The sequence below is a fragment of the Providencia sp. PROV116 genome (genome assembly GCF_028482485.1).
GTDB classification, from domain to species: domain Bacteria; phylum Pseudomonadota; class Gammaproteobacteria; order Enterobacterales; family Enterobacteriaceae; genus Providencia; species Providencia rettgeri.
The window spans coordinates 11,955-37,807 of the sequence record NZ_JAMPQO010000005.1 but is presented as its reverse complement, the minus strand read 5'-3'; the positions used below and the strand labels follow the sequence as shown (position 1 = coordinate 37,807).

Sequence of the window (25,853 nt, the reverse complement as noted above, 5' to 3'; positions counted from 1 at the left end):
CTGATCCGTTCCCCGAAAAACAATATCCAGCTTCCCCCTATTAGGTTCAGCTAATCAACTATTGTTGTTTTCGGTGTAGATCCGCTATGCTATGCGGATCTCAATTAAGAAAGACATTCACGCTACAGATGTAGCCTTTATTCACCATAGGATTATCGGTGCCATGCAAGAACAATATCGTCCAGAAGATATAGAGCCTAAAGTACAGCGTCACTGGGATGAAAAAGCAACTTTCAAAGTGACAGAAGACAACAGCAAAGAAAAATACTATTGCCTGTCCATGCTACCTTACCCTTCTGGTCGACTACACATGGGCCACGTACGTAACTACACCATGGGTGACGTTATCTCTCGTTACCAACGTTTGTTGGGGAAAAACGTTCTCCAACCAATTGGTTGGGATGCGTTTGGTCTGCCTGCTGAAGGTGCTGCGGTTAAAAATAATACTGCTCCTGCACCATGGACTTACGCCAATATCGATTACATGAAAAACCAGCTAAAAATGCTCGGTTTCGGTTACGATTGGGATCGCGAAGTCACCACTTGTACTCCTGAATATTACCGTTGGGAACAATGGTTCTTTACTAAACTGTATGAAAAAGGTTTAGTGTACAAAAAAACCTCTGCGGTTAACTGGTGCCCTCACGACTTAACTGTTTTGGCGAATGAACAAGTGGTTGATGGCTGCTGCTGGCGTTGTGACACCCCTGTTGAGCGCAAAGAAATCCCACAGTGGTTTATTAAAATTACCGACTACGCAGAAGAACTGCTCAACGACCTTGACAAATTAGATGACTGGCCAGAGCAAGTCAAAACCATGCAGCGCAACTGGATCGGCCGTTCCGAAGGGACTGAGATCACGTTCAATGTTGCAGACCGTGATGAAACCTTAACAGTCTATACCACTCGCCCTGATACCTTTATGGGGGCAACTTATGTGGCTGTTGCAGCGGGTCACCCTCTGGCTAAAGAAGCCGCGACAAATAACCCTGAATTAGCCCAATTTATTGATGAGTGCCGTAACACCAAAACTGCGGAAGCGGATATGGCGACCATGGATAAAAAAGGCATGGCAACCGGCTTATTCGTTATTCATCCATTAACCCAAGAAAAACTGCCAATTTGGGTCGCTAACTTTGTTTTAATGGAATACGGTACTGGCGCAGTTATGGCCGTTCCTGCTCACGACCAACGTGACTGGGAATTCGCCCACAAATACAACTTACCCATCAAAGCGGTTATTGCCGATGCTGATGGCAACGAACCTGATTTATCCCAAGAAGCGATGACTGAGAAAAATGCACTGATTAACTCAGGTGAATTCAGTGGATTAGACCACCAAGCGGGTTTCAATGCTATTTCAGATAAACTCGTTGCTCTGGGTGCTGGTCAACGCAAGGTAAACTACCGCTTACGTGACTGGGGTGTTTCACGTCAACGCTACTGGGGTGCTCCAATCCCAATGGCAACATTGGAAGATGGCACTGTGGTTCCGGTTCCTGAAGATCAGTTACCTGTCATTTTGCCAGAAGATGTCGTAATGAACGGTATTACAAGCCCGATTAAAGCAGATCCTGAATGGGCAAAAATGACCATTAATGGTCAACCTGCATTACGTGAAACCGATACCTTCGATACCTTCATGGAATCTTCTTGGTACTATGCTCGTTATACCTGCCCGCAATATGACGACGGCATGTTAGACCCTGAGGCAGCAAACTACTGGTTACCGGTTGACCAATATATTGGTGGTATCGAACACGCCATCATGCACTTAATGTATTTCCGCTTCTTCCATAAGTTGATGCGTGATGCAGGGTTAGTCAACTCCGATGAACCAGCAAAACGCTTACTGTGCCAAGGCATGGTGCTGGCTGATGCATTCTACTACACAGGTAGCGATGGCCAACGTGTTTGGGTTTCCCCAGCCGATGCCATTGTTGAACGTGACGACAAAAACCGTATAACTAAAGCGGTAGACAATGAAGGTCATGAGCTGGTGTATACCGGCATGAGCAAAATGTCTAAGTCGAAAAACAACGGTATTGACCCTCAATTAATGGTCGAAAAATACGGTGCGGATACTGTTCGTCTGTTTATGATGTTTGCTGCTCCACCAGAGTTAACCCTTGAGTGGCAAGAATCCAGCGTTGAAGGGGCTAACCGCTTCGTGCGTCGCGTTTGGCGTTTAGTGCATGAGCATTCACAAAAAGGTGCAACTTCACCTTTAGATATCAGCACATTAACACCAGAACAAAAAGACTTACGTCGTGACCTGCACAAAACAATCGCGAAAGTCTCCGATGATTTCAGTCGTCGTTATGCATTTAACACTGCGATTGCCGCTATCATGGAATTCTTGAACAAATTAGTTCGTGCACCACAGGAAACTGAGCAAGACCGTGCATTAGTACAAGAGTCTCTCGAAGCAATCACACTGATGCTATCTCCAATCATTCCACATGCTTGCTTTGAAATGTGGAAAGCGCTCGGTCACCAAACAGACATCGATTTCGCACAATGGCCAGTTGCTGATGAAACAGCCATGATTGACGATACCAAACTGGTTGTCGTTCAAGTTAATGGCAAGGTTCGTGGTCGCATTACCGTTCCGGCTGATGCAAACCAAGAATTTGTCCTAGATATGGCAAAAAATGAATCGAGCGTAGCGAAATACCTTGAAGGTGTTAGCATCCGCAAAGTAATCTATGTCCCAGGCAAATTGCTTAACCTTGTTGTAGGTTAATATTAGGTTATTGGCTGATAAGGAGGCCAGGTGCGTTATCTGATAACTTTATTTTTGAGCTTAGCGGTACTAGTCACCGCAGGTTGCGGTTTTCGTCTTCAAGGAACAACTCAAATTCCTGAGGAACTGAGAACATTGCAGCTAAGTTCAAGTGACCCATATGGCTACCTTACAAGGGCGCTTAGGGAGCAACTGCGGCTCAATAACGTGACCATTCTCGAAACGGGAAGAGCCGGTGTCCCCATTTTGAAAGTTTTGAGCTCTAATGAAAACACTGAAACTGTGTCCGTTTATCAAGATGGTAAAGCGGCAGAGAAACAATTAACACTGGTAATGAATGTGCAAGTGTTGATGCCTGATGGAGCTATCTATCCTTTACAAAGCCGTGTTGAACGCACTTTCTTCGACAACCCTTTAGAAGCGCTTGCGAAAGATGCTGAAAAAGAAATTGTAAGACAAGAAATGCAAGAACAAGCTGCACGTAATATTGTACGTAAATTATTGCTTGTTCATTCAGCAGAACTTGAGAAGGCAAAAAACCAAGCGGCTGATGCGAATACTCAACCATAATGACGCGTATCTACCCTGAACAGCTGGCCTCTTCGTTACAAGAGTCTCTAAGAGGCCGCTATTTAATATGGGGCAATGAGCCCCTTCTTCTTCAAGAAAGCCAAGATGCCATCCGCAAAGCGGCACAAGAACAAGGCTTTGAGGAACATTTTTCGTTTTCTCTTGAGCAAAATACTGACTGGGATGAAATTTTTAGTCTCTGTCAAGCTTTAAGCCTGTTTGCTAGCCGCCAAACACTCACTCTGCTGTTGCCTGAAAATGGCCCTAACGCTGCCATGGCAGAAAAGTTGAATCAACTGGCGCAGCTACTCCATTCAGACCTACTTCTTGTGTTACGCGGCCATAAACTCACGAAAGCACAAGAAAACAGTGCTTGGTTTAAAGCGATTAGCCAAGACGCCATTTATATCAGTTGCTTGACCCCTGAATATCAACGGTTACCACAATGGGTTTCTAAACGCGCCTACAGTATGCGGCTTTCTTTAGAAACCGAAGCTAACCAACTACTTTGCTATTGTTATGAAGGGAATTTACTTGGCTTAGCGCAAGCACTTGAACGGCTATCCCTTCTTTATCCTGATGGTAAACTCACCTACCCTCGTGTCGAAAGTGCCGTGAATGATTCTGCGCATTTTACGCCCTATCATTGGGTTGATGCCCTATTGGCTGGTAAATCGCGCCGTTCTTGGCATATTTTAGAGCAACTGCAACAAGAGGATGTTGAGCCCGTTATATTATTGCGCTCAATCCAACGCGATCTGATGCTGCTAATTACATTGAAACGCCAATCTGTAACAACCCCATTAAAAACATTGTTTGATCAGCACAAAGTTTGGCAAAACCGCCGAGGTGTGCTCACTGAAGCCTTACAACGCTTAACACTGCATCAATTGCAATCCGCATTAATGTTATTAACGCAAGCAGAAATCAATATAAAACAAGATTTTAGCCATTCTCCATGGCCTGACCTGCAATCACTGTCTATGCTATTATGCGGCAAAGCATTTGCAGAGAATTTTATTCATGAGTAATTCATTTTCAAAACAGCATAACTTACTAGCGTTATTCGGTGGAACATTCGACCCCATTCACTTTGGCCATTTACGCCCTGTGCAAGCCCTTGCTCAGCAAGTTGGGCTCGAAAAAGTGATCTTGCTACCAAACCACGTTCCCCCCCATCGCCCACAACCAGAAGCAACTCCATCACAACGTTTAGAAATGGTGAGGTTAGCAATACAGGATAACCCTTTATTTGCTATCGATACGCGTGAATTAGCGAAAAATAGCCCTTCTTATACGATAGAAACTCTCGCTGAACTACGTCAAGAAATTGGGCCAGAAAAGCCCCTTGCGTTTATTATTGGTCAAGATTCTTTATTGTCGATTAATAAATGGTACGGTTGGGATCGAATTTTAGATAACTGTCATCTATTAGTCTGTTCGCGTCCGGGGTATGCCACTCAATTTTCCGACCCTATAATGCAAAACTGGCTGTTAGAACATCAAACAACAGACCCGATTGCTTTAAATCAAACGGCCAATGGGTATATTTTTATTGGGGATACCCCATTGGTAAATATCTCTGCAACAGAGATCCGCGAAAAATTAAGCTCGGGCGACTCTTGTCACGAATTAATTCCAGATGCGGTTTTGCAATATATTCATCAACAGCACCTTTACCAACAATAAGGGATCTCTCTTATTGAACAACTATTAGGATATGGCTCAAAAATAACTTGCTCCATTAAGTAGCTGTCTGGGTATTGAACAAGCAATTGCTTCATCATCTCTAATGGCCTGTTTAGTGGTAAATTACCCGCTAAATAGTCATTAATCAGCCATAATAAGCGTTTTTTCTCATCTTTCGTGGCTTTATGTTTGAAATAGCCTTGCATATGGCTCAACGCATTAACTTCAATGTTTTTTGCTGGCACTGCCGCCAATATTTCCATTAAACAGGCTTTATATTGATTAAAAAAACACACAAGATCGGTACTACTTTTAATACTCGCCACTAAACGCCCTGTATACTGATAGCCAATAGGCGAATACGCCATGATGAGATATTTATGGCAACTATGAAATTGAATCATGTTGTGGTGTGTTAGCTTGCTATATAAACCATCTAATCTTTGTTTCGTATACAATTTCGTCAGAAAGCAATCCCAGAACGCTATATCTTGTAGCTTATCATCCGTTAATATCGGAATATTAGCTGGAAATAGCCCTTGAAATTTAGCAAGTTGCTGTCTAGAACAAATAATACCATTAACCTTATTTTGCATACCCTCATGGGCTAGATTCGTTACAAAATCAACTATAGAATTCACCTGTGGATGAATATTAGCGGATAGATGATTAATTCCTTCAAATATAAAAACTTTTGGTTTAATTATTTGCACAATACACGTCTCATTCTAAAATATTTGTCAGGAGTACAGTTTTTAGCGTTATTTTGTAAAGTTAGCACAAACTTCTTGCTCAAATGTACGGATATCCCTATAAATTTCACTCCACGATGAATAAAAAATAATTTAGCCGATTTTTCTTAAAATCTAGGGTAAAATAGCAGGGCTGTTAATATGTTTACTTTGTTATCAGCGATTATTTTATCTACAAACTACAAACAGTGTTTAACGTGATATTCTGTTTATTTGAATAAAAGGTGAACCTTTTGCAAGGAACTGAACTCCAACAATTTATTATCGATCAGCTTGATGATGCTAAAGCAGAAGATATCATTACTATCGATGTTCAAGGGAAATCAAGTATTACCGATCAGATGATCATCTGTACAGGGACATCAAGTCGCCATTTGATGTCAGTCGCTGACAGGTTAATCGAAGCTTGCCGTAAAAATGGTTTAATGCCATTAGGTGTTGAAGGGCAAGGTATTTCTGATTGGATAGTCGTCGACCTTGGCGATGCCATTGTTCATATTATGCAAGATGAGAGTCGTCGTATGTATGAATTAGAAAAGCTCTGGAGCTGAGTTTGAAATTACAGCTCATCGCCGTTGGAACAAAAATGCCGGACTGGGTCCAGACCGGCTTTATGGATTACCTCCACCGTTTTCCCAAAGATATGCCATTTGAATTAACGGAAATCCCTGCAGGAAAACGTGGGAAAAATGCAGATATAAAACGCATTCTAGAAAAAGAAGGCGAATTAATGCTCGCAGCTGTAGGTAAAGGAAATCGCATCGTCACCTTGGATATTCCCGGTGATCGTTGGGACACCCCAAAACTTGCCGTACAACTCGATAAATGGAAACAAGATGGCCGTAATGTCAGCTTATTAATCGGTGGTCCCGAAGGCCTTGCACCTGCTTGTAAAGCGGCGGCAGAGCAAAGTTGGTCACTATCACCACTTACGCTACCTCATCCACTGGTTCGTGTCCTTGTTGCCGAAAGTCTTTATCGCGCATGGAGTATTACGACTAACCACCCTTATCACAGGGAATAGTCAGGTTTAAATATGTTCAAAATGGCAATGGGATGAAAACACAACGCACCCCTTTTCGCGACCATACCGCAGAATCAGTTTTATTTATCCGCCGAGCGCTTATCGCCTTCGGTGTGATTGTCATTTTAACGTCTATTCTTGTGACCAATTTGTATCACTTACAAATTGTCCGCCACGAAGATTACCAAACACGGTCAAATGATAACCGAATCAAATTGGTGCCTATTGCACCAAGCCGTGGGATTATTTATGACCGCAGAGGGACTCAACTCGCCCTTAATAGCACGTTTTACCAGCTAGAAATCGTGCCGGAAAAAGTCAGTAATCTGCAAGAAACCTTAGATAACCTTCGTAATGTAGTAGATTTAACTGACGAAGACATTACTAATTTTGAAAAAGAGCGTAAGCGCTCACGTCGGTTTACCTCTATTGCATTGAAAACCCAGCTCAACGAAGTTCAAGTTGCTCGTTTTGCCGTTAATCAGTACCGTTTTCCCGGTTTAGAAGTCAAAAGTTACCAACGACGCTCTTACCCATATGGTTCAGCATTAACCCATGTGATTGGTTATGTGGCAAAAATCAATGACAAAGATGTTGAACGTCTTGATAAAGAAGGTTTATTACCTAATTATGCTGCTAGTCATGATATCGGTAAATTAGGTATTGAGCGTTATTATGAAGATGTCTTACACGGTAAAACCGGCTATGAAGAAGTGGAAGTGAATAGCCGCGGTCGCGTTATTCGACAATTGCATGAGCAACCACCGCAAGCAGGTCGAGATATCTACCTCACTATTGACCTTGAATTACAAATTTATATCGAAAAACTGTTAACCACCAGCCGTGCAGCCGTAGTGGTCACTGACCCACGTAATGGCGAAATTTTGGCTCTGGTATCTAATCCAAGTTATGACTCTAACTTGTTTGTAAACGGCATCTCAAATAAAGATTACCAAGCGTTATTAAATAATCCTGACAGACCGCTGATTAACCGAACAACTCAAGGGTTATATCCCCCTGCATCGACAGTAAAACCCTTTATTTCTGTTGCGGCATTAAGTGAAAAGGTCATCACACCGAATACGACCATTTTTGACCCTGGTTGGTGGCAATTGCCGGGCTCCGAAAAACGTTACCGTGACTGGAAGCGCTGGGGGCACGGCAAGCTGAATGTTTCAAAGTCAATCATTGAATCAGCGGATACTTTCTTCTATCAAGTGGCTTATGATATGGGGATTGATCGTATTTCTGAGTGGATGGGGCGTTTTGGTTTTGGTGATTATACCGGAATTGACCTTGCAGAAGAACGTTCTGGTATCATGCCGACCCGTGAATGGAAACAAAAACGCTATAAAAAGCCTTGGTATCAAGGCGATACCATTCCAGTTGGGATTGGGCAAGGCTATTGGACAGCAACACCAATTCAAATGTCAAAAGCATTAATGACATTAATCAATGATGGCCAAGTTAAAACCCCACATTTGCTTTACGGCACAAAATTGGGTAATGCCATGGTGCCTTATGAAGACAAAGAAACCAAACAAATTGGCGATATCAATTCCGGTTTTTGGGAGCTAGCGAAGCATGGAATGTACGGTGTCGCTAATGCACCGAATGGTACTGGACGCCGTAGTTTCATTGGTACCCCTTATAAAGCGGCAGCAAAATCAGGTACTGCGCAGGTCTTCAGCTATGAAACCTATAATGCCAGTAAACTTGCTGAGCACCTACGCGACCACAAATTGATGATTGCTTATGCTCCGTATGATAAACCCACGATTGCCGTTGCAATTATTCTGGAAAACGGGGGCGCGGGCCCAGCAGTCGGTGACATTGTGCGGCAAATATTTGACCACGTTCTTCTTGGTGATAACCGTACTGAAGTCGCGGTGTCAGCAACTAATGCAGGAGAAGACCGCTGATGCATAATCCTAATAATAACAATGAGCTATAAAGAATATGACAGACGATAAGAAAAAAATTTCGTTATCCACACGTCTGCATATAGATGTGCCTATGCTGCTAATTATTATCGCGTTGCTTGCATACAGCGCATTTATTATGTGGAGTGCTAGCGGCCAAGATCCTGAAATGATGGAGCGTAAATTAGGGCAGATAGCGACAGGCTTCGTCGTTATGATAGTAATGGCGCAGATCCCCCCTAGAATGTATGAAAATTGGGCGCCTCACCTGTTTATCTTCTGCGTTATTTTACTGATTTTTGTTGATGTTTTTGGGCAGATAAGTAAAGGGGCACAGCGCTGGTTAGACTTGGGTTTTATTCGGTTCCAACCCTCTGAAATTGCAAAAATTGCCGTCCCTTTAATGGTCGCTCGTTTCATGAACCGAGACCTATGCCCTCCTTCATTCAAAAATACATTAATTGCACTCGTATTGATTTTTGTACCAACATTATTAGTGGCTGCACAGCCTGACCTTGGTACCTCGATTTTAGTTGCAGCTTCAGGCCTATTCGTTTTGTTCCTTGCCGGAATGAGTTGGCGGCTTATTGCTGTTGCCGCCATTGCGCTCGCCGCCTTTATTCCACTACTGTGGTTCTTTTTAATGCATGGTTATCAAAGAGCCCGTGTCATGATGTTATTAGACCCAGAAACTGATCCACTAGGCGCTGGTTACCATATTATCCAATCAAAAATTGCGATTGGTTCTGGTGGATTAATGGGTAAAGGTTGGCTACATGGCACACAATCACAACTTGAATTTTTACCGGAAAGACATACCGACTTTATTTTTGCCGTGTTAGCAGAAGAACTTGGCTTAGTCGGTGTGCTTATTTTACTTGGTTTATACCTTTTATTGATTATTCGTGGGCTTTATATTGCTGCTAGCGCACAAAATACTTTTGGTCGGGTTATGGTTGGTGGTTTGATCTTAATCCTTTTTGTCTATGTATTTGTGAATATCGGTATGGTCAGTGGTATATTACCAGTGGTTGGTGTTCCCCTCCCTTTAGTGAGCTACGGGGGCTCCGCTTTGATTGTTTTAATGGCTGGATTCGGTATTATCATGTCGATACATACACACCGAAAATTCCTTTCCAAAAGTTTATAAAATGAGGCTTAGTATGCGTTTACAATGGATAATGCTTGGCGTCACCGCCGCGCTACTTAGTGGCTGTGTGACAGACGAAGTTAAACAACCAGCCCAAGTGCCAACCAATGTACCCACTCAAGATGTATTAGGTGCAGAGCCTCATTATGAGCCGTATCATCCAACTGCCAATAATGATTACTCACGTAATGGTCAACAGTACCAAATCGTACGCGACCCGTCACAATTTAGCCAAGTGGGTTATGCGTCTATTTATGGTGCGGAGTCTGCAGGAAATATGACTGCGATTGGTGAACGTGTTAATCCAGTGGAATTAACTGCAGCTCACCCAACGTTACCGATCCCTAGCTATGTCCGAATCACCAACATGATGAATGGCCGGATGATGGTCGTGCGTGTTAATGATCGTGGGCCTTATACGCCAGGAAAAAGTATTGCGGTGTCACGTGCAACCGCTGACCGCCTGAATTTAATGCCAACGACAAAAATTAAAATTGATGCCATTCAAGTCGCTCAAGACGGCACCTTGTCAGGAACTGGAACCGTTGGCTCTAATTTTGTGAAACAAAGCTATGCATTGCCGGGGCGCCCGCAATTAGGTTCTGGCCCAATGGGTACCCCTGTGATGGAGAACTTGCCAACGCCAGAAAATACATTGCCCGTTCAGCAACCAAAAGAGCCGATGCAGCCTACGATGCCTGACATGAGCTTACAAACACCAACGCCACCACCAACAACAACGGAAGAAGTGGTTCCTGAGCGTGGTTTTCTCGTTCAAGCAGGCGCCATTAGTAGCCAAACCAATGCGCAAAATATGCTGAATGAATTGAAAACACAGTTTAATGTTCCTGGGCGGTTACAACCTTATAATGGTATTTACCGCGTCCAATTAGGGCCATTTGCAACGAAACAACAAGCCGTTGAGGTACAAGGCCGATTACAGGCTGAAAAAAACCAGTCTTCGATGGTCGTTGCGCCTTAATAGGCGAATGCTTTAGGTTGCTCCCTCTGTTTGGGCAACCTGAAGTTGAGCAATGTTAAAAAATTATTGGTACAGCGCAAAAGTGGCATTTTTCTTATTCTATTCTTTTGCTAAACTGCGCCTCCTTGTGTTAACCGAATTTCGGATGTAATGGTAAAACCATGAATAATGTCGCCCCATCACGCATCGTGCGTCATACAGTACTCGGTTCCGCGCTACTGCTTATGACCGCAAATATTGCGAATGCTAATGAAACTTTCCCGAATACATCAATTCCTGCAGCACCTACTATTGATGCAGAAGCTTATATCTTAATTGATTATAATTCAGGGAAAGTTCTCGCTGAAAGTAATGCCGACCAACGCCGCGATCCTGCGAGTTTGACAAAAATGATGACCAGTTATGTTATTGGTCAAGCAATTAAGTCAGGTAAAATTGGTGAAAATGATATCGTTACGGTCGGAAATGATGCGTGGGCTACCGGTAACCCGGTGTTTAAAGGCTCATCATTGATGTTCTTAAAACCTGGCGACCGCGTTAGCGTATCTCAGCTAACTCGTGGTATTAACTTGCAATCAGGTAACGATGCTTGTGTTGCTATGGCCGACTATATTGCGGGTGACCAAGCCAACTTTGTTCAGTTAATGAATGGCTACGTAAACAAATTAGGGTTGAAAAATACCTATTTTCAAACCGTTCATGGTTTAGATGCCGAAGGCCAATATAGCTCAGCCCGTGATATGGCACTTATTGGGCAAGCACTAGTACGTGATGTGCCTGAAGAGTACGCAATCTATAAAGAAAAAGAATTTACCTTTAACAACATTCGCCAAACAAACCGTAATGGCCTTTTATGGGATAAGAGCCTTGCTGTTGATGGCATCAAAACAGGCCATACTAATGCCGCTGGCTATAACCTTGTCGCCTCCGCAACCGAAGGTGATATGCGCCTGATCTCCGTTGTTATGGGAGGTAAAAGCAGCAAAGGCCGTGATGCCGAAAGTAAAAAGTTACTTACTTACGGTTTCCGCTTTTATGAAACCGTTAAACCATTACAAGCCAATGTGGATTTTGCCAGTGTACCAGTCTGGTTTGGTGATGAGAATGAAGTAAAATTAGGTGTCACTGAAGATTTATACCTCACCATCCCACGTGGTCGCTTAAAAGATCTAAAAGCCAGTTATGAATTAACAACCACTGAGCTTGAAGCACCATTAACCAAAGGCCAGCAAGTCGGTACCATTAGTTTCCAACTCGACGGAAAAATCATTGAACAACATCCTTTAGCCGTATTAAAAGATGTGGAAGAAGGTGGCTTTTTCAGTCGGTTAATTGACTATATTAAGTTACTCTTCCATCGCTGGTTTGGTTAGGGCTTGAAACTAAAATAAGTCATCCCCATATAGTAACTATCGAAATAAAGTAAGTATCGAAATGTTTGTTGGATGAATACATCTCATTGGCTGGTTTAATACCAGCCAATCTTTTTCAGCCAGCAGCCCAATTTAAAAATTAGGAGTGCCCATGAAAACGAAATTAGGTGAACTGCTTGAGTTCCCATGCCCATTAACTTACAAAGTCATGGGTTTGGCACAGCCTGAATTGGTTGATCAAGTAATTGAAGTGATACAACGTCATGCTCCGGGGGATTACTCTCCAGACGTAAAACCGAGTAGCAAGGGTAATTATCACTCCGTTTCTATTACTATCAATGCCACCCATATTGAACAAGTGGAAACTTTGTATAGTGAGCTAGGTGCGTTGGAATTAGTTAAAGTTGTACTTTAATTTCTGTAAAAATAAACTACATCCCAAAGGTTAACCATAACCGATTAAGGTGTAGTTTTTTATTTATTCTGCACTACAGAGCCTTATAATTATTTTTTCTTGCTGATAGTACAAATAAAATAAGTTTTTCATCAAAATACCTAATGAGAAATAACTTTTCATATCAATCCCAAACCTAAAAATACAAACTTATCCAAATTCTTACCTTTTTCATACTCCACTCAAAAGAGTCGCGCTAACATATCTATAACATGACAAAACTAGCACTCCCCCCCTACCAGCGTTATACTAAGTACTCAATTTTTCAGGTGGATGTTAAAACATTGTCAGAACGAACGATAATTATCCGTCAATTAGGCCTTGCGCCGTACCAGCAAGTATCCGATGCGATGCATCAATTTACTGAAGAGCGCACTGAAAATACGTGTGATGAAGTATGGCTAGTTGAACACCCACGCGTATTTACTCAAGGTCAAGCAGGGAAAGCAGAGCATGTACTAGCCCCCGGGGATATCCCTGTTATACAAAGTGATAGAGGTGGTCAAGTCACCTATCATGGGCCAGGACAGCAAGTGATGTACGTGATGCTCAACTTAAAGCGCAATAAAATTGGTGTTAGAGAACTCGTCACCGCACTGGAAAACACCGTCGTGAATACCCTTGCCCACTTTAATATTGCAGCGTATCCTCGCCCTGATGCCCCTGGTGTCTATGTGAATGGCGACAAAATTTGTTCTCTTGGATTACGCATAAGGCAAGGTTGTTCTTTTCATGGTCTCGCTTTGAATATTGATATGGATCTTGAACCCTTTAACCGTATCAACCCTTGTGGTTACAGCGAATTAAAGATGACTCAGGTTAGCGACCTCGCTCCCAAAGTTTCATTATTTGATGTTCAGCCTGTGCTAATTGGCCAATTCTGTGACACACTGGGATTTCATATTGTTCAATAATAATGCTATAATTTTTTAACATTTTTAAAAAATATTTTAATGAATGGATAACAGCCTCCATTCGGTTTTATTTAGAATTATCACTTATCCATCAGCATAAAAGATAACTGGAACCGTCATATTATGAGTAAACCAATTCAGATAGAACGTGGAATTAAATATCGTGACGCCGACAAAATGGCGCTGATCCCTGTCAAAAACGTTGTGACTGAACGAGAAGAAATTCTACGTAAACCTGACTGGATGAAAATTAGGCTTCCTGCTGACTCCACTCGTATTCAAGGCATTAAAGCAGCCATGCGCAAAAATGGGCTGCATTCTGTTTGTGAAGAAGCTTCATGCCCTAATCTCTCTGAGTGCTTTAACCATGGTACTGCGACCTTTATGATTTTAGGCGCTATCTGTACCCGCCGCTGCCCATTCTGTGATGTTGCCCATGGCCGTCCAAATGCACCGGATGCCAATGAGCCTGAAAAATTAGCACAAACCATTAAAGATATGGCACTACGCTATGTTGTCATTACGTCAGTTGACCGTGATGATCTACGTGATGGCGGAGCACAGCACTTTGCTGATTGCATTAGCGCTATTCGTGAAAAAAGCCCATCGATTAAAATTGAAACGCTAGTTCCTGATTTCCGTGGCCGTATGGATCGCGCATTAGAAATTTTAACCGCGACACCACCTGATGTGTTTAACCATAACCTTGAAAATGTACCACGTGTTTACCGTCAAGTTCGCCCTGGTGCTAATTATGAATGGTCTTTAAAATTACTCGAAAAATTTAAAGAAGCCCATCCCGATATCCCAACTAAATCAGGGTTAATGGTTGGTCTTGGTGAAACCAATAAAGAAATTATTGAGGTTATGCGCGACTTACGTCGCCATGGCGTAACGATGCTTACGCTAGGTCAATACCTACAACCAAGCCGCCACCACTTACCAGTTAAACGCTATGTGAGTCCCGCTGAGTTCGATGAGATGAAAGAAGAAGCCATGGCAATGGGCTTCACTCACGCAGCTTGCGGCCCATTCGTTCGCTCTTCTTACCATGCTGATTTACAAGCTAAAGGTGAGGAAGTTAAATAGCCTCCACTATTTTACGTATAAACAAAAAATGCCTGATTTTCATCAGGCATTTTTTATTGCAATAGATAAAAAAACTCGCCCTAGATAACTAGCGCGAGTTTTCAGCTGTTCGTTTTAATCTTAATTATAAAAATTACAGAGGAATAACGTTAGCAGCAGATGGGCCTTTAGCACCTTCAGTAATTTCAAATTCCACTTTTTGGCCTTCAGCTAAGGTTTTGAAACCATCGCCCATAATCGCAGAAAAGTGAACAAATACATCTTTGCTACCATCTTCTGGAGTGATAAAACCAAAACCTTTAGATTCGTTGAACCACTTAACGTTACCTTTAACTTTAGACATCAAATATTACCTTTAAAATAAAATAGACACACCATCTGTATCAAGCTCAGTACATCAGATTTCTCAGTTACTTGTCTACAACCTAGATCACGAAAATGGACTAAAAAGATAAAAAAATATTATTTATCGATAGAATAGGTTCTGATTTCGACAATAATTCTTACCAATAGCAATTATCACAACCAATAGTATTATCTATTGCTAATTATTTAGCTTTTACTTCTCATGTAAAAGTAACCAATCTTTGATATCTAAGCCCCCAGTATACCCCACTAATTTCCCATCATGCCCAAGTACACGATGACAAGGAACAATTAATGAGATTGGATTACGTGAGTTTGCCATGCCGACTGCACGACAATAATTAGCTGAGCCTAACTTTAAAGCCAAATCTTTATAGCTCCAGCGTTCTCCATAAGGTATCCCACAAAGATGTTTCCAGACTTTTTTCTGAAATTCTGTACCTTGTGGATTTAATGCCACCGTAAAAACGGTTCTTTTGTGATTAAAATATTCCTTTAGTTCTTTCACACAAAGCTTCGAATGCTCATTCTTCGTTTCTTTTTCTGTTTTTTCATCAACAAAATAAAGGCTCGTTATTCCGTTGTCATCAGCCGTAATATGGACCCACGGTTTAGGAAATTTATCCGGTGTCGCTAAATATTGATGGTACATAGTATCTCCTCAAAAGGACTCAATTACCTGATTGTATATACAGTTATAGAGTAAATTATTTCCATTTTGCAATGATCTTTTTTCTTAGAGTGTCTATCTGAATCATCTAATACGATATTTTTTTATTTTCAATGTTAATAACCACCTAGCCAACAATTAGAATAATTATCATTCAACATTTCATATTCACTACATATTGTATGGTTGATAAATTTAAAATCCATATATAGTATTTATGTATCACATACCTTATTTTTAATGCGGATAAACATTCAAAAGGTAAATAACATGATTGAGATTACCATTTATAGTAAACCTAACTGCGTTCAATGTAATGCTACTTATCAAGCCTTAGATCGCAAATCTATTTCCTACCAAATTATTGACCTTACTGAAGATAGCCAAGCCCTTGAACTCGTAAAAAAATTGGGTTATCAACAAGTCCCTGTTGTTATTGCAGGTGAAAAACATTGGGCTGGTTTTCGACCTGACATGATTAGCCTATTAGCCGCTTAGGTGATGTCATGGAAACGGAATCACTCATCTATTTTTCAAGTCGCTCAGAAAATTGCCATCGCTTTATTGAAAAGCTTGGTATCCCTGCAACACGGTTACCTATTGGCAACCACGAAAGTAGCCTTATTGCGACAAGACCTTATGTTTTATTACTACCAACCTATGGTGGTGGCGGTACAAAAGGTGCTGTTCCAAAAGAAGTGATTCAATTTCTTAATATTGAAGGCAATCGCGCATTCATCCGTGGTGTTATTGCTGCGGGTAATACCAATTTTGGTGATGCCTATGCGATAGCTGGAAATATCATCGCGCAAAAATGCCATATTCCCTACCTATATCGATTTGAACTTCTTGGTACTGATAAAGATGTTCAATCCGTTCAACGAGGCCTAAAAACGTTTTGGCAACGTACAAACAACTAGAGTTATTCCAAATGGATAAAATGCAAAATATATCAGATGTGGATTATCATGCGCTCAATGCGATGTTGAATTTATATGATAACGAAGGCCGTATTCAATTTGATAAAGACAAAGAAGCGGCTCATCACTATTTTCGACAGCATGTGAACCAAAACACCGTATTTTTCCATGATTTAAAAGAAAAATTAGATTTTTTAGTACAAGAAAATTATTACGAAAATAGTGTATTAGAACAATATAACTTTGAATTTATCAAAACACTGTTTAAACAGGCATACGCTCACAAATTTCGTTTTCAAACTTTTCTCGGTGCCTTTAAATATTATACTAGCTATACGCTGAAAACCTTTGATGGCAAACGCTACCTCGAACGCTATGAAGATCGCGTCTGTATGGTTGCTTTAACCCTTGCTCAAGGGAATGAATCCCTTGCTAAGTTGTATGTCGATGAAATTATTACAGGTCGTTTTCAACCTGCAACTCCCACCTTCCTTAACTGCGGTAAAAAACAACGTGGTGAGTTAATCTCTTGTTTTCTTTTAAGAATTGAAGACAACATGGAGTCCATCGGCCGCTCAGTCAATTCTGCTTTGCAGTTATCCAAACGCGGTGGCGGAGTCGCCTTTCTAATGACCAATTTACGAGAGCAAGGTGCCCCAATAAAACTAATTGAAAATCAATCTTCTGGCGTTGTTCCTGTTATGAAAATGTTAGAAGATGCTTTTTCTTATGCCAACCAATTAGGCGCAAGGCAAGGTGCCGGTGCCGTTTATTTGCATGCTCACCACCCTGATATTATGCGTTTTCTTGATACCAAACGTGAAAATGCAGATGAAAAAATACGGATTAAAACACTGTCTTTAGGGGTAGTTATTCCTGATATTACTTTTCAATTAGCGAAAGACAACCAGGACATGTATTTATTTTCACCATATGATGTTGAACGCACCTATGGTGTCCCTATGTCTGAAATCAGTGTGACAGACAAATACCATGAAATGGTCAATAACAAAGCGATAAAAAAATACAAAATCAATGCTCGGGAATTTTTCCAAACTTTAGCTGAAATCCAGTTTGAATCTGGATATCCGTATATTTTATTTGAAGATACCGCGAATCGAGCCAACCCTATCGCAGGACGCATTAATATGAGTAATCTGTGTTCAGAAATACTGCAAGTTAATCGCCCTAGTGTTTATGAAGACGATTTAAGCTATCAACAAATCGGTAAAGATATTAGCTGTAATTTAGGCTCTATGAATATCGCTAAAACAATGGATTCACCGAATTTCGCTCAATCAATAGCGGCTGCCGTTAGAGCACTGAGTGCGGTTTCAGATATGAGTAACATTCGTTCTGTCCCTTCCATTGCGGAAGGTAACCGACAATCACATGCGATTGGGTTAGGGCAAATGAATTTACACGGCTACTTGGCAAGGGAGCATATCTATTATGGCTCAGAAGAAGCTCTCGATTTCACCAATATCTATTTTTATGCGGTCACCTATTACGCGTTAAAAACTTCCAACCAATTAGCCATTGAAAGGAAAACTGCATTTATTGGTTTTGAACATTCAACTTATGCCTCAGGTGATTATTTTGATAAATATATCAACAACATTTGGCTACCAAAAACACAAACCGTTCAGGAATTATTCCGACGTTCGGGTATCGAAATTCCAACTCGTGAAGACTGGCAAGCCTTAAAACAGTCTGTTATTACCTATGGAATTTATAACCAAAACTTGCAAGCGATACCTCCGACAGGGTCTATCTCTTATATCAATAATTCAACATCAAGCATTCACCCCATTGTTTCACGAATTGAAATTCGTAAAGAAGGTAAAATTGGTCGCGTCTACTACCCCGCCCCTTTCATGACGAATGAGAACTTAGAATATTACCAAGATGCTTACCAAATCGGTCCTGAAAAAATCATTGATACTTATGCCATGGCAACTCAACACGTTGACCAAGGTTTATCTTTGACTCTATTTTTTAAAGATGATGCCACCACGCGAGATATTAACCGAGCGCAAATATATGCTTGGCGAAAAGGAATCAAGACATTGTATTACATCCGATTACGCCAAACTGCCCTCGAAGGAACTGAAGTCGAAGGCTGCGTATCTTGCACTTTGTAATAGGAAAATATTATGACCACCAGCACATCTAGCACATCTAGCACACCAGTAAAAGCCATTAACTGGAACCGTATTCAGGATGATAAAGACTTAGAAGTATGGAACCGATTAACAAGTAATTTTTGGCTTCCCGAAAAAGTGCCATTATCTAATGATATTCCTTCTTGGAATACTTTAACTGCTGCAGAAAAACAGCTAACAATACGTGTATTTACTGGCCTTACCCTGCTAGATACGATTCAAAATACAGTGGGTGCGCCTTGCTTAATGCCAGATGCACAAACACCTCACGAAGAAGCCGTTTTATCGAACATTAGCTTTATGGAAGCAGTACATGCGCGCTCTTATAGCTCAATATTTTCAACTCTCTGTTCAACGATTGATGTTGATGATGCATACCGCTGGAGTGAAGAAAATATTGCATTACAGAATAAAGCTAAGATAATCCTATCTTACTATTGTGATTCACACCCTTTAAAGAAAAAGATCGCAAGTGTCTTTTTAGAATCATTTTTGTTTTATTCGGGTTTCTATTTACCAATGTATTGGTCAAGTAGAGGAAAGTTAACAAACACCGCAGATCTTATACGTTTAATTATTCGAGATGAAGCCATACACGGCTATTATATTGGCTATAAATTTCAAAAGTCATTATCCCAATATGATGAGAATACTCAGAAAGAAATTAAGGATTTTGCTTTTTCATTATTATTCGATTTATATGAAAATGAAGTGAAATATACACAAGAACTTTATGACACAGTAGGTTGGTCGGAAGATGTCAAAAAATTCCTTCATTACAATGCCAATAAAGCATTAATGAATTTAGGTTATGAAGCCTTATTTCCTGATACCGTCACCGATGTAAGTGCAGCGATATTATCGGCTTTATCTCCTGATGCAAATGAAAATCATGATTTCTTTTCGGGCTCCGGTTCATCTTATATTATTGGTAAAGCAGTCAGTACCGAAGATGATGACTGGAACTTTTAATTTAACTGTTAATTTAATTTATCAATAAGAATCACTTACAACCAAATCCATACCATGATGAATTATAATGATTTTATTTGTCATGGTATTTTTTTAGCTCAAAAAACAGCCAAATTAATTCGTTTTTTATATGTATATCTGTTTAATTACTCATTTTTAATGAGTCAATCTGGCAATTATTTTTAATTCAATCAATTACCATCTCATTTTACATAAATTTATTTAATGAATTTGATATTAATTTCTATTTTTTCATCTATCAACTAAGCATTTATTCCACATAAAAATCGAATAAAATCGGCAACTCGCATATTGATTAGATTAGTGTGAATTATTTTCAATTAAATTCAATCTCACCAGTAAGTTAACTTTAATATAGAAACTATAAAAGCTATCATCATATAACTTAATATCGTTTTTATTTACATTAATAGCATCACATTTCATCTCTATTTTTTTGATTAATTATACTTAACCTAGGGTTGTCAGCTGATTTTATTATGCTAGGGTTTATTGCTTGCAAATTTTACTAATAACTCAAACGGAGAAATTTGAATTTAATCCATAATTAACTAACCCATTAAACCGAATATAGGAATCTCTGCCCTAATAATTTTCAAAGGATAATCATAGATAGGAAACATAATGTTAACTATCACTATAGAATTCATCACTTTCAATATAGGTAATTTGTCTTCCTTGTTGATTGAAAATTGGGTAAATAATATATGGCAATAAAATTACAAGTTAAAAATTTATATAAAATATTTGGGGACAATCCTGATCAAGCATTTAAGCTATTAGAGTCAGGTATGAATAAAGATGATATCTTTGAAAAAACAGGCCTTACCGTAGGTGTTCAAGATGTTAATCTGACGATTGAAGAAGGCGAAATCTTTGTTGTCATGGGACTTTCTGGCTCAGGAAAATCGACCTTGGTGCGCCTCCTCAATCGCCTGATAGAACCCACTAGTGGACAAGTCATGATAGATGGGGAAGATATTTCCAATATCTCTGACAAAGCACTGCGCGAAGTTAGGCGAACAAAAATTAGTATGGTGTTTCAGTCCTTTGCGCTGATGCCACATATGAACGTCATCGATAACACCGCTTTTGGTATGGAACTTTCTGGCATTCCAAAAGAAGAACGCCATAAGAAAGCCATGAGTGCGCTTGAGCAAGTTAATCTTGAAAAATGGGCTAATTCATACCCAGATGAGCTCTCTGGTGGGATGCGTCAACGTATCGGCTTAGCCAGAGCACTAGCCAATGACCCTGATATTCTGTTAATGGACGAAGCGTTCTCAGCCCTTGACCCACTAATTCGTACTGAAATGCAAGATGAACTGCTCTCCTTACAAGGGGATAAACAACGCACGATTGTCTTTATTTCTCATGACCTTGATGAAGCGATGAGAATTGGCGACCGCATTGCCATTATGCAAGGAGGCGTTGTTGTTCAAGTCGGCACACCTGATGAAATTCTCAATAATCCAGCAAATGACTATGTTAAGACCTTCTTCCGTGGTGTAGATATCAGCCAAGTATTCAGTGCGAAGGACATTGCACGCAGACGTCCTAATGCACTATTGCATATCGCACCGGGTTTTGGCCCTCGTTCAGCGCTAAAAGTCCTCAACGATGAAGACCGCTATCACGGTTATTTAATTTCTCGAGGGCATACCTTTGCCGGTGTGGTTTCTGTTGAATCCTTAGAAAAAGCACTCCATGAAAAAGCAGGTATTGAAGCTGCAATATTAACTGATATCGAGCCAATTCAAGGTGATACATCCTTAAATGAAGTTATTTCTACCGTGGCACAAGCCCCTTGCGCTGTTCCGGTTATTAACGAAAAAAACCGTTATTTGGGCGTAATTTCAAAAGGAATGCTGTTACAGGCGCTGGATAAGGAGACACCAAATGAGTAAGCAGAATCAAGAAGCAACGAATAGCCAACAAGACCCGTGGGCGGATACTGAAGCCACGAATACGCCAACACAAGGTACTGAGAATATACCGGCGGATGACCCATGGGCAGCAACAAGCTCTAGCGAAACAAATACCGCTGGGGATGATCCTTGGGGAAATGCATCAGACACAACCACACCTGCTGACACCAGTTCAAGTGATTGGCTTGATGCCACCCCAACAGATAGCATCATCCCCGATCAGTTTAATATTATGGATCCCTTCCAGCACACTCTGATCCCTCTTGATTCATGGGTTGCACATGCTATCGATTGGGTAGTTCTCAACTTTCGTCCTGTATTCCAAGGAATTCGTGCCCCCATTGATTTTATTCTGAGTGGGTTTGAACAATTTCTCACCTCGCTACCATCCCCTGTTGCCATTATCATTTTCGCATTACTCGCCTGGCAATTGGCAGGACGCGCGATGGGGGTGGCCACATTTGTTTCAATGATAGCCATCGGAGCAATTGGCGCTTGGTCTGAAGCCATGGTGACACTGTCTCTGGTCCTCACCTCTTTACTGTTTTGTATTGTCATAGGACTGCCACTGGGTATTTGGCTGGCACGTAGTGATAGAGCCGCTAAAGTTATTCGCCCATTACTTGATGCGATGCAAACCACGCCAGCATTCGTCTATTTAGTCCCGATTGTCATGTTATTTGGTATCGGTAATGTACCTGGTGTTGTCGTCACTATTATATTTGCTTTACCGCCCATCATTCGTTTAACCATTTTAGGGATCAAACAAGTCCCAGCTGATTTAATTGAAGCCGCTGAATCATTCGGTGCAAGTCCTCGCCAAATGCTATTTAAAGTGCAATTGCCATTGGCGATGCCAACCATTATGGCCGGGGTCAACCAAACCTTGATGTTAGCGCTGTCAATGGTCGTTATCGCCTCAATGATTGCTGTTGGAGGCTTAGGCCAAATGGTCTTACGGGGTATTGGTCGACTTGATATGGGTCTCGCATCTGTCGGGGGGGTCGGTATTGTTATTCTAGCTATCATCTTAGACCGTTTTACCCAATCTTTAGGGCAAGATACTCGTGGCAAAACATCATGCCGTTGGTACCAAAAAGGGCCTATTGGGCTGGTTATGCGCCCATTTTGTAAAAAAAACCATTAATCAAGACATCCTCCATTCACCTGAGTGCCATTCATATGGCACCTAACTTGGCACTTAGCATGAAAGCCAAGCTCGCTGCGAAAAAACAGAGGAAACAATATAATGAAACATAAAATCATTCTTGCATCTGCACTAACAGCCATGTTTGCCGTTCCATTTGCCGGTGCTAACGACCTGCCGGGTAAAGGAATCAAAATTAACCCAGTGCAAAGTACGATCAGTGAAGAAACATTCCAAACACTGATTGTGGCGAAAGCCCTTGAAGAACTTGGCTATGATGTTCAACCTATCAAAGAAGTCGACTATAACGTAGCTTACGCATCCATTGCGAACGGCGATGCGACTTACCTAGCCACCAGCTGGGTTCCTTTACATAACGCACAATATGACGCTGCTGGCGGCGATAATGTGTTCTATCGTCAAGGCAATTATGTTGTTAATGCAGCTCAAGGCTATCTCATCGACAAAAAAACAGCTGAAAAATACAACATTACCAATGTTGAACAACTCAAAGATCCTAAAATTGCTAAGCTCTTTGATTCAAATGGTAATGGTAAAGCGGATTTAACGGGATGTAACCCAGGTTGGGGCTGTGAAGCGGCCATCAATAACCATTTAAAAGCCTATGATCTAGAAAAAACGGTCGACCATAACCAAGGTAACTATGCGGCGATGATGGCTGACACCATTACCCGATATAAAGAAGGTAAGCCTATTTTATATTATACGTGGACGCCTTATTGGATAAGTGATGTCCTCAAGCCGGGTCGTGATGTAGTTTGGTTAGAAGTGCCATTCTCTTCAATGCCAAATGGTGAAAAAACAGACACCACATTACCTAACGGAAAAAATTATGGTTTCCCACCAAATACCATGCATATCGTCGCCAATAAAAAATGGGCTGCGGATAACCCAGCAGCAGCAAAATTATTTGAAGTGATGAAGCTACCTATTGCCGATATCAATGCACAGAACTTAAGAATGCATAACGGTGAAGCCTCACAATCGGATATTCAACGCCACACAAATGCGTGGATCAAAGCCCATCAATCCACTTTTGATGGTTGGGTAAAGGAAGCGCAAGCAGCCGCTAAGTAAAAATAAACAAACCGATTAATAACCTCAGCCACCCTAGCCGGTGGCTTTTTTGCATCAATGACAAAAAGAAATAAACCAAGGTAATAAATTTTGTTTATAGTAGTCACCTAGCTAATAATAGGTGATCCTCATGAAACAGACCCAAACTGCAGAGTTGACAACGGGCCTCACTATTTTAATGGCCATTGCCACAGGCCTTGTCGTTGCCAGTAATTACTATGCTCAACCGCTTTTAGAGACCATTGCGGGGCAGTTTAATTTAACAACCAATATGGCTGGGTTTATTGTCACCGCCGCCCAACTCGGTTATGCCGCAGGTTTACTATTTTTAGTCCCTTTGGGCGACTTATTTGAGCGTAAACGCTTAATTTTAACCATGACCTTTCTTTCTGCATTAGGGTTATTAATTACAGCGCTTTCAAATAATATTTGGCAAATCCTTTTAGGTACCGCCCTTACAGGGCTATTTTCTGTTGTTGCACAAGTTCTGATCCCTCTCGCGGCATCTATTGCTAAGCCACATAAACGAGGCAAAGCGGTAGGAATGATTATGAGTGGTTTATTGCTAGGTATTTTACTTGCGAGAACTGTATCGGGTGCTGTTGCTATGGTCGGTGGCTGGCGTGCTATCTATTGGGTGGCCTTTACGCTATTGATGCTATTAATGATTGTTCTAGCCATTAAACTTCCACGTTATCATCAAAAAACTAACTTAAACTACTTTCAGCTGATTTGCTCTATTGGCCGGCTATTTTTCGGCACTCCAGTGCTCGCGGTACGCGCTTCTCTCGGTGCACTATCATTTGCTAATTTTGGTTTACTTTGGACCGCAATGGCTTTCTTGTTAGCCAGCCCGCCATTCAATTATTCCGAAGGGACTATTGGTTTATTTGGCTTAGTCGGTGCTGCAGGTGCACTTATGGCTTCCCAAGCAGGGCATCTTGTCGATAAAGGAAAAGGAAAGCGCATTACGACTATTGGATTGGTATTATTGCTATTGTCCTGGATACCTATCGGCTTAGCTAAATATTCCCTCGTCGCATTTATCATTGGTGTATTAGTGTTAGACCTTGCAGTGCAAGCCGTCCATGTCACTAGTCAGAGTACGTTATATCGTATATTACCAGAAGCTCGTAACCGCCTAACCGCTGGCTATATGACTAGTTATTTTATTGGAGGCGCTCTAGGGTCTCTCCTTTCAGGTTATGCCTATGAACATGCGGGTTGGGAGGGTGTTGCGGTTGCAGGTGCAATCTTGACCACCATAAGTTTAATTATTTGGGTTATCGGGATTCGATTTGATCCCGTCATCACCACAACTGATGAGTAAATATGACTTATACCGATATCAATACATTTTTAGATAAAATTGACGAGCCCACACATCAATATATAAAAAGTTATAATGCATTAAAAATATACGGTTCAATTTTATCCATCCAATACGTTGAATATTGAATAAATAAGCAGCCCATCACAGAACTGATAGTTATCAACTGTAATAGTAAACAAAGTAAATATTAGTGAATGACACAGTTAAACAAATACAATGACTCGATAAAAAGGTAGTATTCCTGTTAATAAATTAAATTACTGTTTCATCAAATAATGTTTTAATTATACAAAAATAAGTAATTACACCTACACATTGAAAATATCTATCTAACTTGTAATTATTGGGTAACAAAAAAAATGGTATTGAGTTAATGTCATGTGATTATATATTGTTTTGTATGATTGGAATTAGCCTTTAATTTAGCATTAGGTTGGTTGTTTTATAGTCAAAATTAACGCACTCTGAGTGAAATAGTCGATAGGCTATACTAAAACTGGCGAATTACATTCATAAAATTTATGAATCATGTATCATTATCAAAATAAAATCGGCGATATTAATTAAG

At 40.8% G+C, this 25,853-nt stretch carries 24 protein-coding genes; 21 read left to right on the top strand and 3 right to left on the bottom strand.

From position 1 onward, the window contains the following. The first annotated feature begins 163 nt into the window (after window positions 1–163). The 4 genes from leuS to nadD are packed head-to-tail and all read left to right on the top strand — an operon-like array spanning window position 164 to window position 5,005. Window positions 164–2,746 carry a leucine--tRNA ligase gene (leuS, locus tag PSE72_RS04400; RefSeq protein WP_115167749.1) on the top strand — a complete coding sequence of 861 codons (2,583 nt, stop codon included), beginning with the start codon at window positions 164–166 and terminating at the stop codon, window positions 2,744–2,746. Between the two features lie 30 nt (window positions 2,747–2,776). Next, window positions 2,777–3,316 carry an LPS assembly lipoprotein LptE gene (gene lptE, locus PSE72_RS04395; protein WP_004908937.1) on the top strand — a complete coding sequence of 180 codons (540 nt, stop codon included), beginning with the start codon at window positions 2,777–2,779 and terminating at the stop codon, window positions 3,314–3,316. After that, window positions 3,316–4,347, top strand: coding sequence for a DNA polymerase III subunit delta (holA, locus tag PSE72_RS04390; RefSeq protein ID WP_115167750.1), 1,032 nt, complete (start codon window positions 3,316–3,318; stop codon window positions 4,345–4,347). Before lptE ends, holA begins: the two co-directional genes overlap by 1 nt. Next, a complete protein-coding gene (nadD, locus tag PSE72_RS04385; RefSeq protein WP_115167751.1) occupies window positions 4,340–5,005 on the top strand; it encodes a nicotinate-nucleotide adenylyltransferase in 666 nt (221 codons plus the stop codon). Before holA ends, nadD begins: the two co-directional genes overlap by 8 nt. On the opposite strand, the gene PSE72_RS04380 is transcribed toward nadD, so the two are convergent. After that, window positions 4,993–5,601 carry a DUF1722 domain-containing protein gene (locus PSE72_RS04380; RefSeq protein WP_232800984.1) on the bottom strand — a complete coding sequence of 203 codons (609 nt, stop codon included), beginning with the start codon at window positions 5,599–5,601 and terminating at the stop codon, window positions 4,993–4,995. The genes nadD and PSE72_RS04380 overlap by 13 nt on opposite strands. Before the next feature lie 380 nt (window positions 5,602–5,981). On the opposite strand from PSE72_RS04380, the gene rsfS reads away from it, so the two are divergent. From rsfS to lipA, 9 genes are all read left to right on the top strand, one after another. Next, window positions 5,982–6,308, top strand: coding sequence for a ribosome silencing factor (gene rsfS, locus PSE72_RS04375; RefSeq protein ID WP_080641496.1), 327 nt, complete (start codon window positions 5,982–5,984; stop codon window positions 6,306–6,308). Between the two features lie 2 nt (window positions 6,309–6,310). Next, window positions 6,311–6,781, top strand: a complete 471-nt coding sequence (rlmH, locus tag PSE72_RS04370; RefSeq protein WP_004908925.1) for a 23S rRNA (pseudouridine(1915)-N(3))-methyltransferase RlmH — start codon at window positions 6,311–6,313, stop codon at window positions 6,779–6,781. 32 nt (window positions 6,782–6,813) lie between these two features. Then, window positions 6,814–8,703, top strand: coding sequence for a peptidoglycan DD-transpeptidase MrdA (gene mrdA, locus PSE72_RS04365; RefSeq protein ID WP_004908921.1), 1,890 nt, complete (start codon window positions 6,814–6,816; stop codon window positions 8,701–8,703). A 37-nt stretch (window positions 8,704–8,740) separates the two neighbouring features. Continuing rightward, complete coding sequence (mrdB, locus tag PSE72_RS04360; protein ID WP_109913209.1) at window positions 8,741–9,853, top strand: peptidoglycan glycosyltransferase MrdB; 1,113 nt, start codon at window positions 8,741–8,743, stop codon at window positions 9,851–9,853. Window positions 9,854–9,866: 13 nt separating this feature from the next. Further along, window positions 9,867–10,835 (top strand): endolytic peptidoglycan transglycosylase RlpA, encoded by a 969-nt coding sequence (gene rlpA, locus PSE72_RS04355; protein ID WP_115167754.1) that lies wholly within the window; start codon window positions 9,867–9,869, stop codon window positions 10,833–10,835. 161 nt (window positions 10,836–10,996) lie between these two features. Continuing rightward, window positions 10,997–12,208 carry a D-alanyl-D-alanine carboxypeptidase DacA gene (dacA, locus tag PSE72_RS04350; protein WP_115167755.1) on the top strand — a complete coding sequence of 404 codons (1,212 nt, stop codon included), beginning with the start codon at window positions 10,997–10,999 and terminating at the stop codon, window positions 12,206–12,208. A gap of 151 nt (window positions 12,209–12,359) precedes the next feature. After that, window positions 12,360–12,623 carry a DUF493 family protein YbeD gene (ybeD, locus tag PSE72_RS04345; RefSeq protein WP_004908910.1) on the top strand — a complete coding sequence of 88 codons (264 nt, stop codon included), beginning with the start codon at window positions 12,360–12,362 and terminating at the stop codon, window positions 12,621–12,623. Window positions 12,624–13,012: 389 nt separating this feature from the next. Beyond that, window positions 13,013–13,576, top strand: a complete 564-nt coding sequence (lipB, locus tag PSE72_RS04340; RefSeq protein WP_254178930.1) for a lipoyl(octanoyl) transferase LipB — start codon at window positions 13,013–13,015, stop codon at window positions 13,574–13,576. Window positions 13,577–13,699: 123 nt separating this feature from the next. Then, window positions 13,700–14,665, top strand: coding sequence for a lipoyl synthase (gene lipA / locus PSE72_RS04335; protein WP_115167756.1), 966 nt, complete (start codon window positions 13,700–13,702; stop codon window positions 14,663–14,665). Window positions 14,666–14,798: 133 nt separating this feature from the next. Here the strand turns inward: lipA and cspE are convergent, their stop codons facing one another. Then, window positions 14,799–15,008, bottom strand: a complete 210-nt coding sequence (gene cspE / locus PSE72_RS04330) for a transcription antiterminator/RNA stability regulator CspE (protein ID WP_004257099.1) — start codon at window positions 15,006–15,008, stop codon at window positions 14,799–14,801. 216 nt (window positions 15,009–15,224) lie between these two features. Next, window positions 15,225–15,683 (bottom strand): methylated-DNA--[protein]-cysteine S-methyltransferase, encoded by a 459-nt coding sequence (locus tag PSE72_RS04325; protein ID WP_004908893.1) that lies wholly within the window; start codon window positions 15,681–15,683, stop codon window positions 15,225–15,227. A gap of 291 nt (window positions 15,684–15,974) precedes the next feature. Between PSE72_RS04325 and nrdH the strand changes: the two genes are divergently transcribed. The 8 genes from nrdH (at window position 15,975) to PSE72_RS04285 (ending at window position 25,282) form a co-directional block, all read left to right on the top strand. Then, window positions 15,975–16,199 (top strand): glutaredoxin-like protein NrdH, encoded by a 225-nt coding sequence (gene nrdH / locus PSE72_RS04320; RefSeq protein ID WP_198641832.1) that lies wholly within the window; start codon window positions 15,975–15,977, stop codon window positions 16,197–16,199. A gap of 8 nt (window positions 16,200–16,207) precedes the next feature. Continuing rightward, window positions 16,208–16,621 (top strand): class Ib ribonucleoside-diphosphate reductase assembly flavoprotein NrdI, encoded by a 414-nt coding sequence (gene nrdI, locus PSE72_RS04315; protein WP_115167758.1) that lies wholly within the window; start codon window positions 16,208–16,210, stop codon window positions 16,619–16,621. An 11-nt stretch (window positions 16,622–16,632) separates the two neighbouring features. Beyond that, window positions 16,633–18,765 (top strand): class 1b ribonucleoside-diphosphate reductase subunit alpha, encoded by a 2,133-nt coding sequence (gene nrdE, locus PSE72_RS04310; protein WP_115167759.1) that lies wholly within the window; start codon window positions 16,633–16,635, stop codon window positions 18,763–18,765. A gap of 12 nt (window positions 18,766–18,777) precedes the next feature. Then, window positions 18,778–19,758 (top strand): class 1b ribonucleoside-diphosphate reductase subunit beta, encoded by a 981-nt coding sequence (nrdF, locus tag PSE72_RS04305; RefSeq protein WP_267690359.1) that lies wholly within the window; start codon window positions 18,778–18,780, stop codon window positions 19,756–19,758. Between the two features lie 728 nt (window positions 19,759–20,486). After that, window positions 20,487–21,686 (top strand): glycine betaine/L-proline ABC transporter ATP-binding protein ProV, encoded by a 1,200-nt coding sequence (gene proV, locus PSE72_RS04300; protein WP_004908883.1) that lies wholly within the window; start codon window positions 20,487–20,489, stop codon window positions 21,684–21,686. Continuing rightward, window positions 21,679–22,854, top strand: coding sequence for a glycine betaine/L-proline ABC transporter permease ProW (gene proW, locus PSE72_RS04295; protein ID WP_232800982.1), 1,176 nt, complete (start codon window positions 21,679–21,681; stop codon window positions 22,852–22,854). Before proV ends, proW begins: the two co-directional genes overlap by 8 nt. Window positions 22,855–22,956: 102 nt before the next feature. Then, a complete protein-coding gene (gene proX, locus PSE72_RS04290; protein WP_109913278.1) occupies window positions 22,957–23,952 on the top strand; it encodes a glycine betaine/L-proline ABC transporter substrate-binding protein ProX in 996 nt (331 codons plus the stop codon). Window positions 23,953–24,082: 130 nt separating this feature from the next. Continuing rightward, window positions 24,083–25,282, top strand: coding sequence for an MFS transporter (locus PSE72_RS04285; RefSeq protein WP_115167761.1), 1,200 nt, complete (start codon window positions 24,083–24,085; stop codon window positions 25,280–25,282). Window positions 25,283–25,853 lie beyond the last annotated feature (571 nt).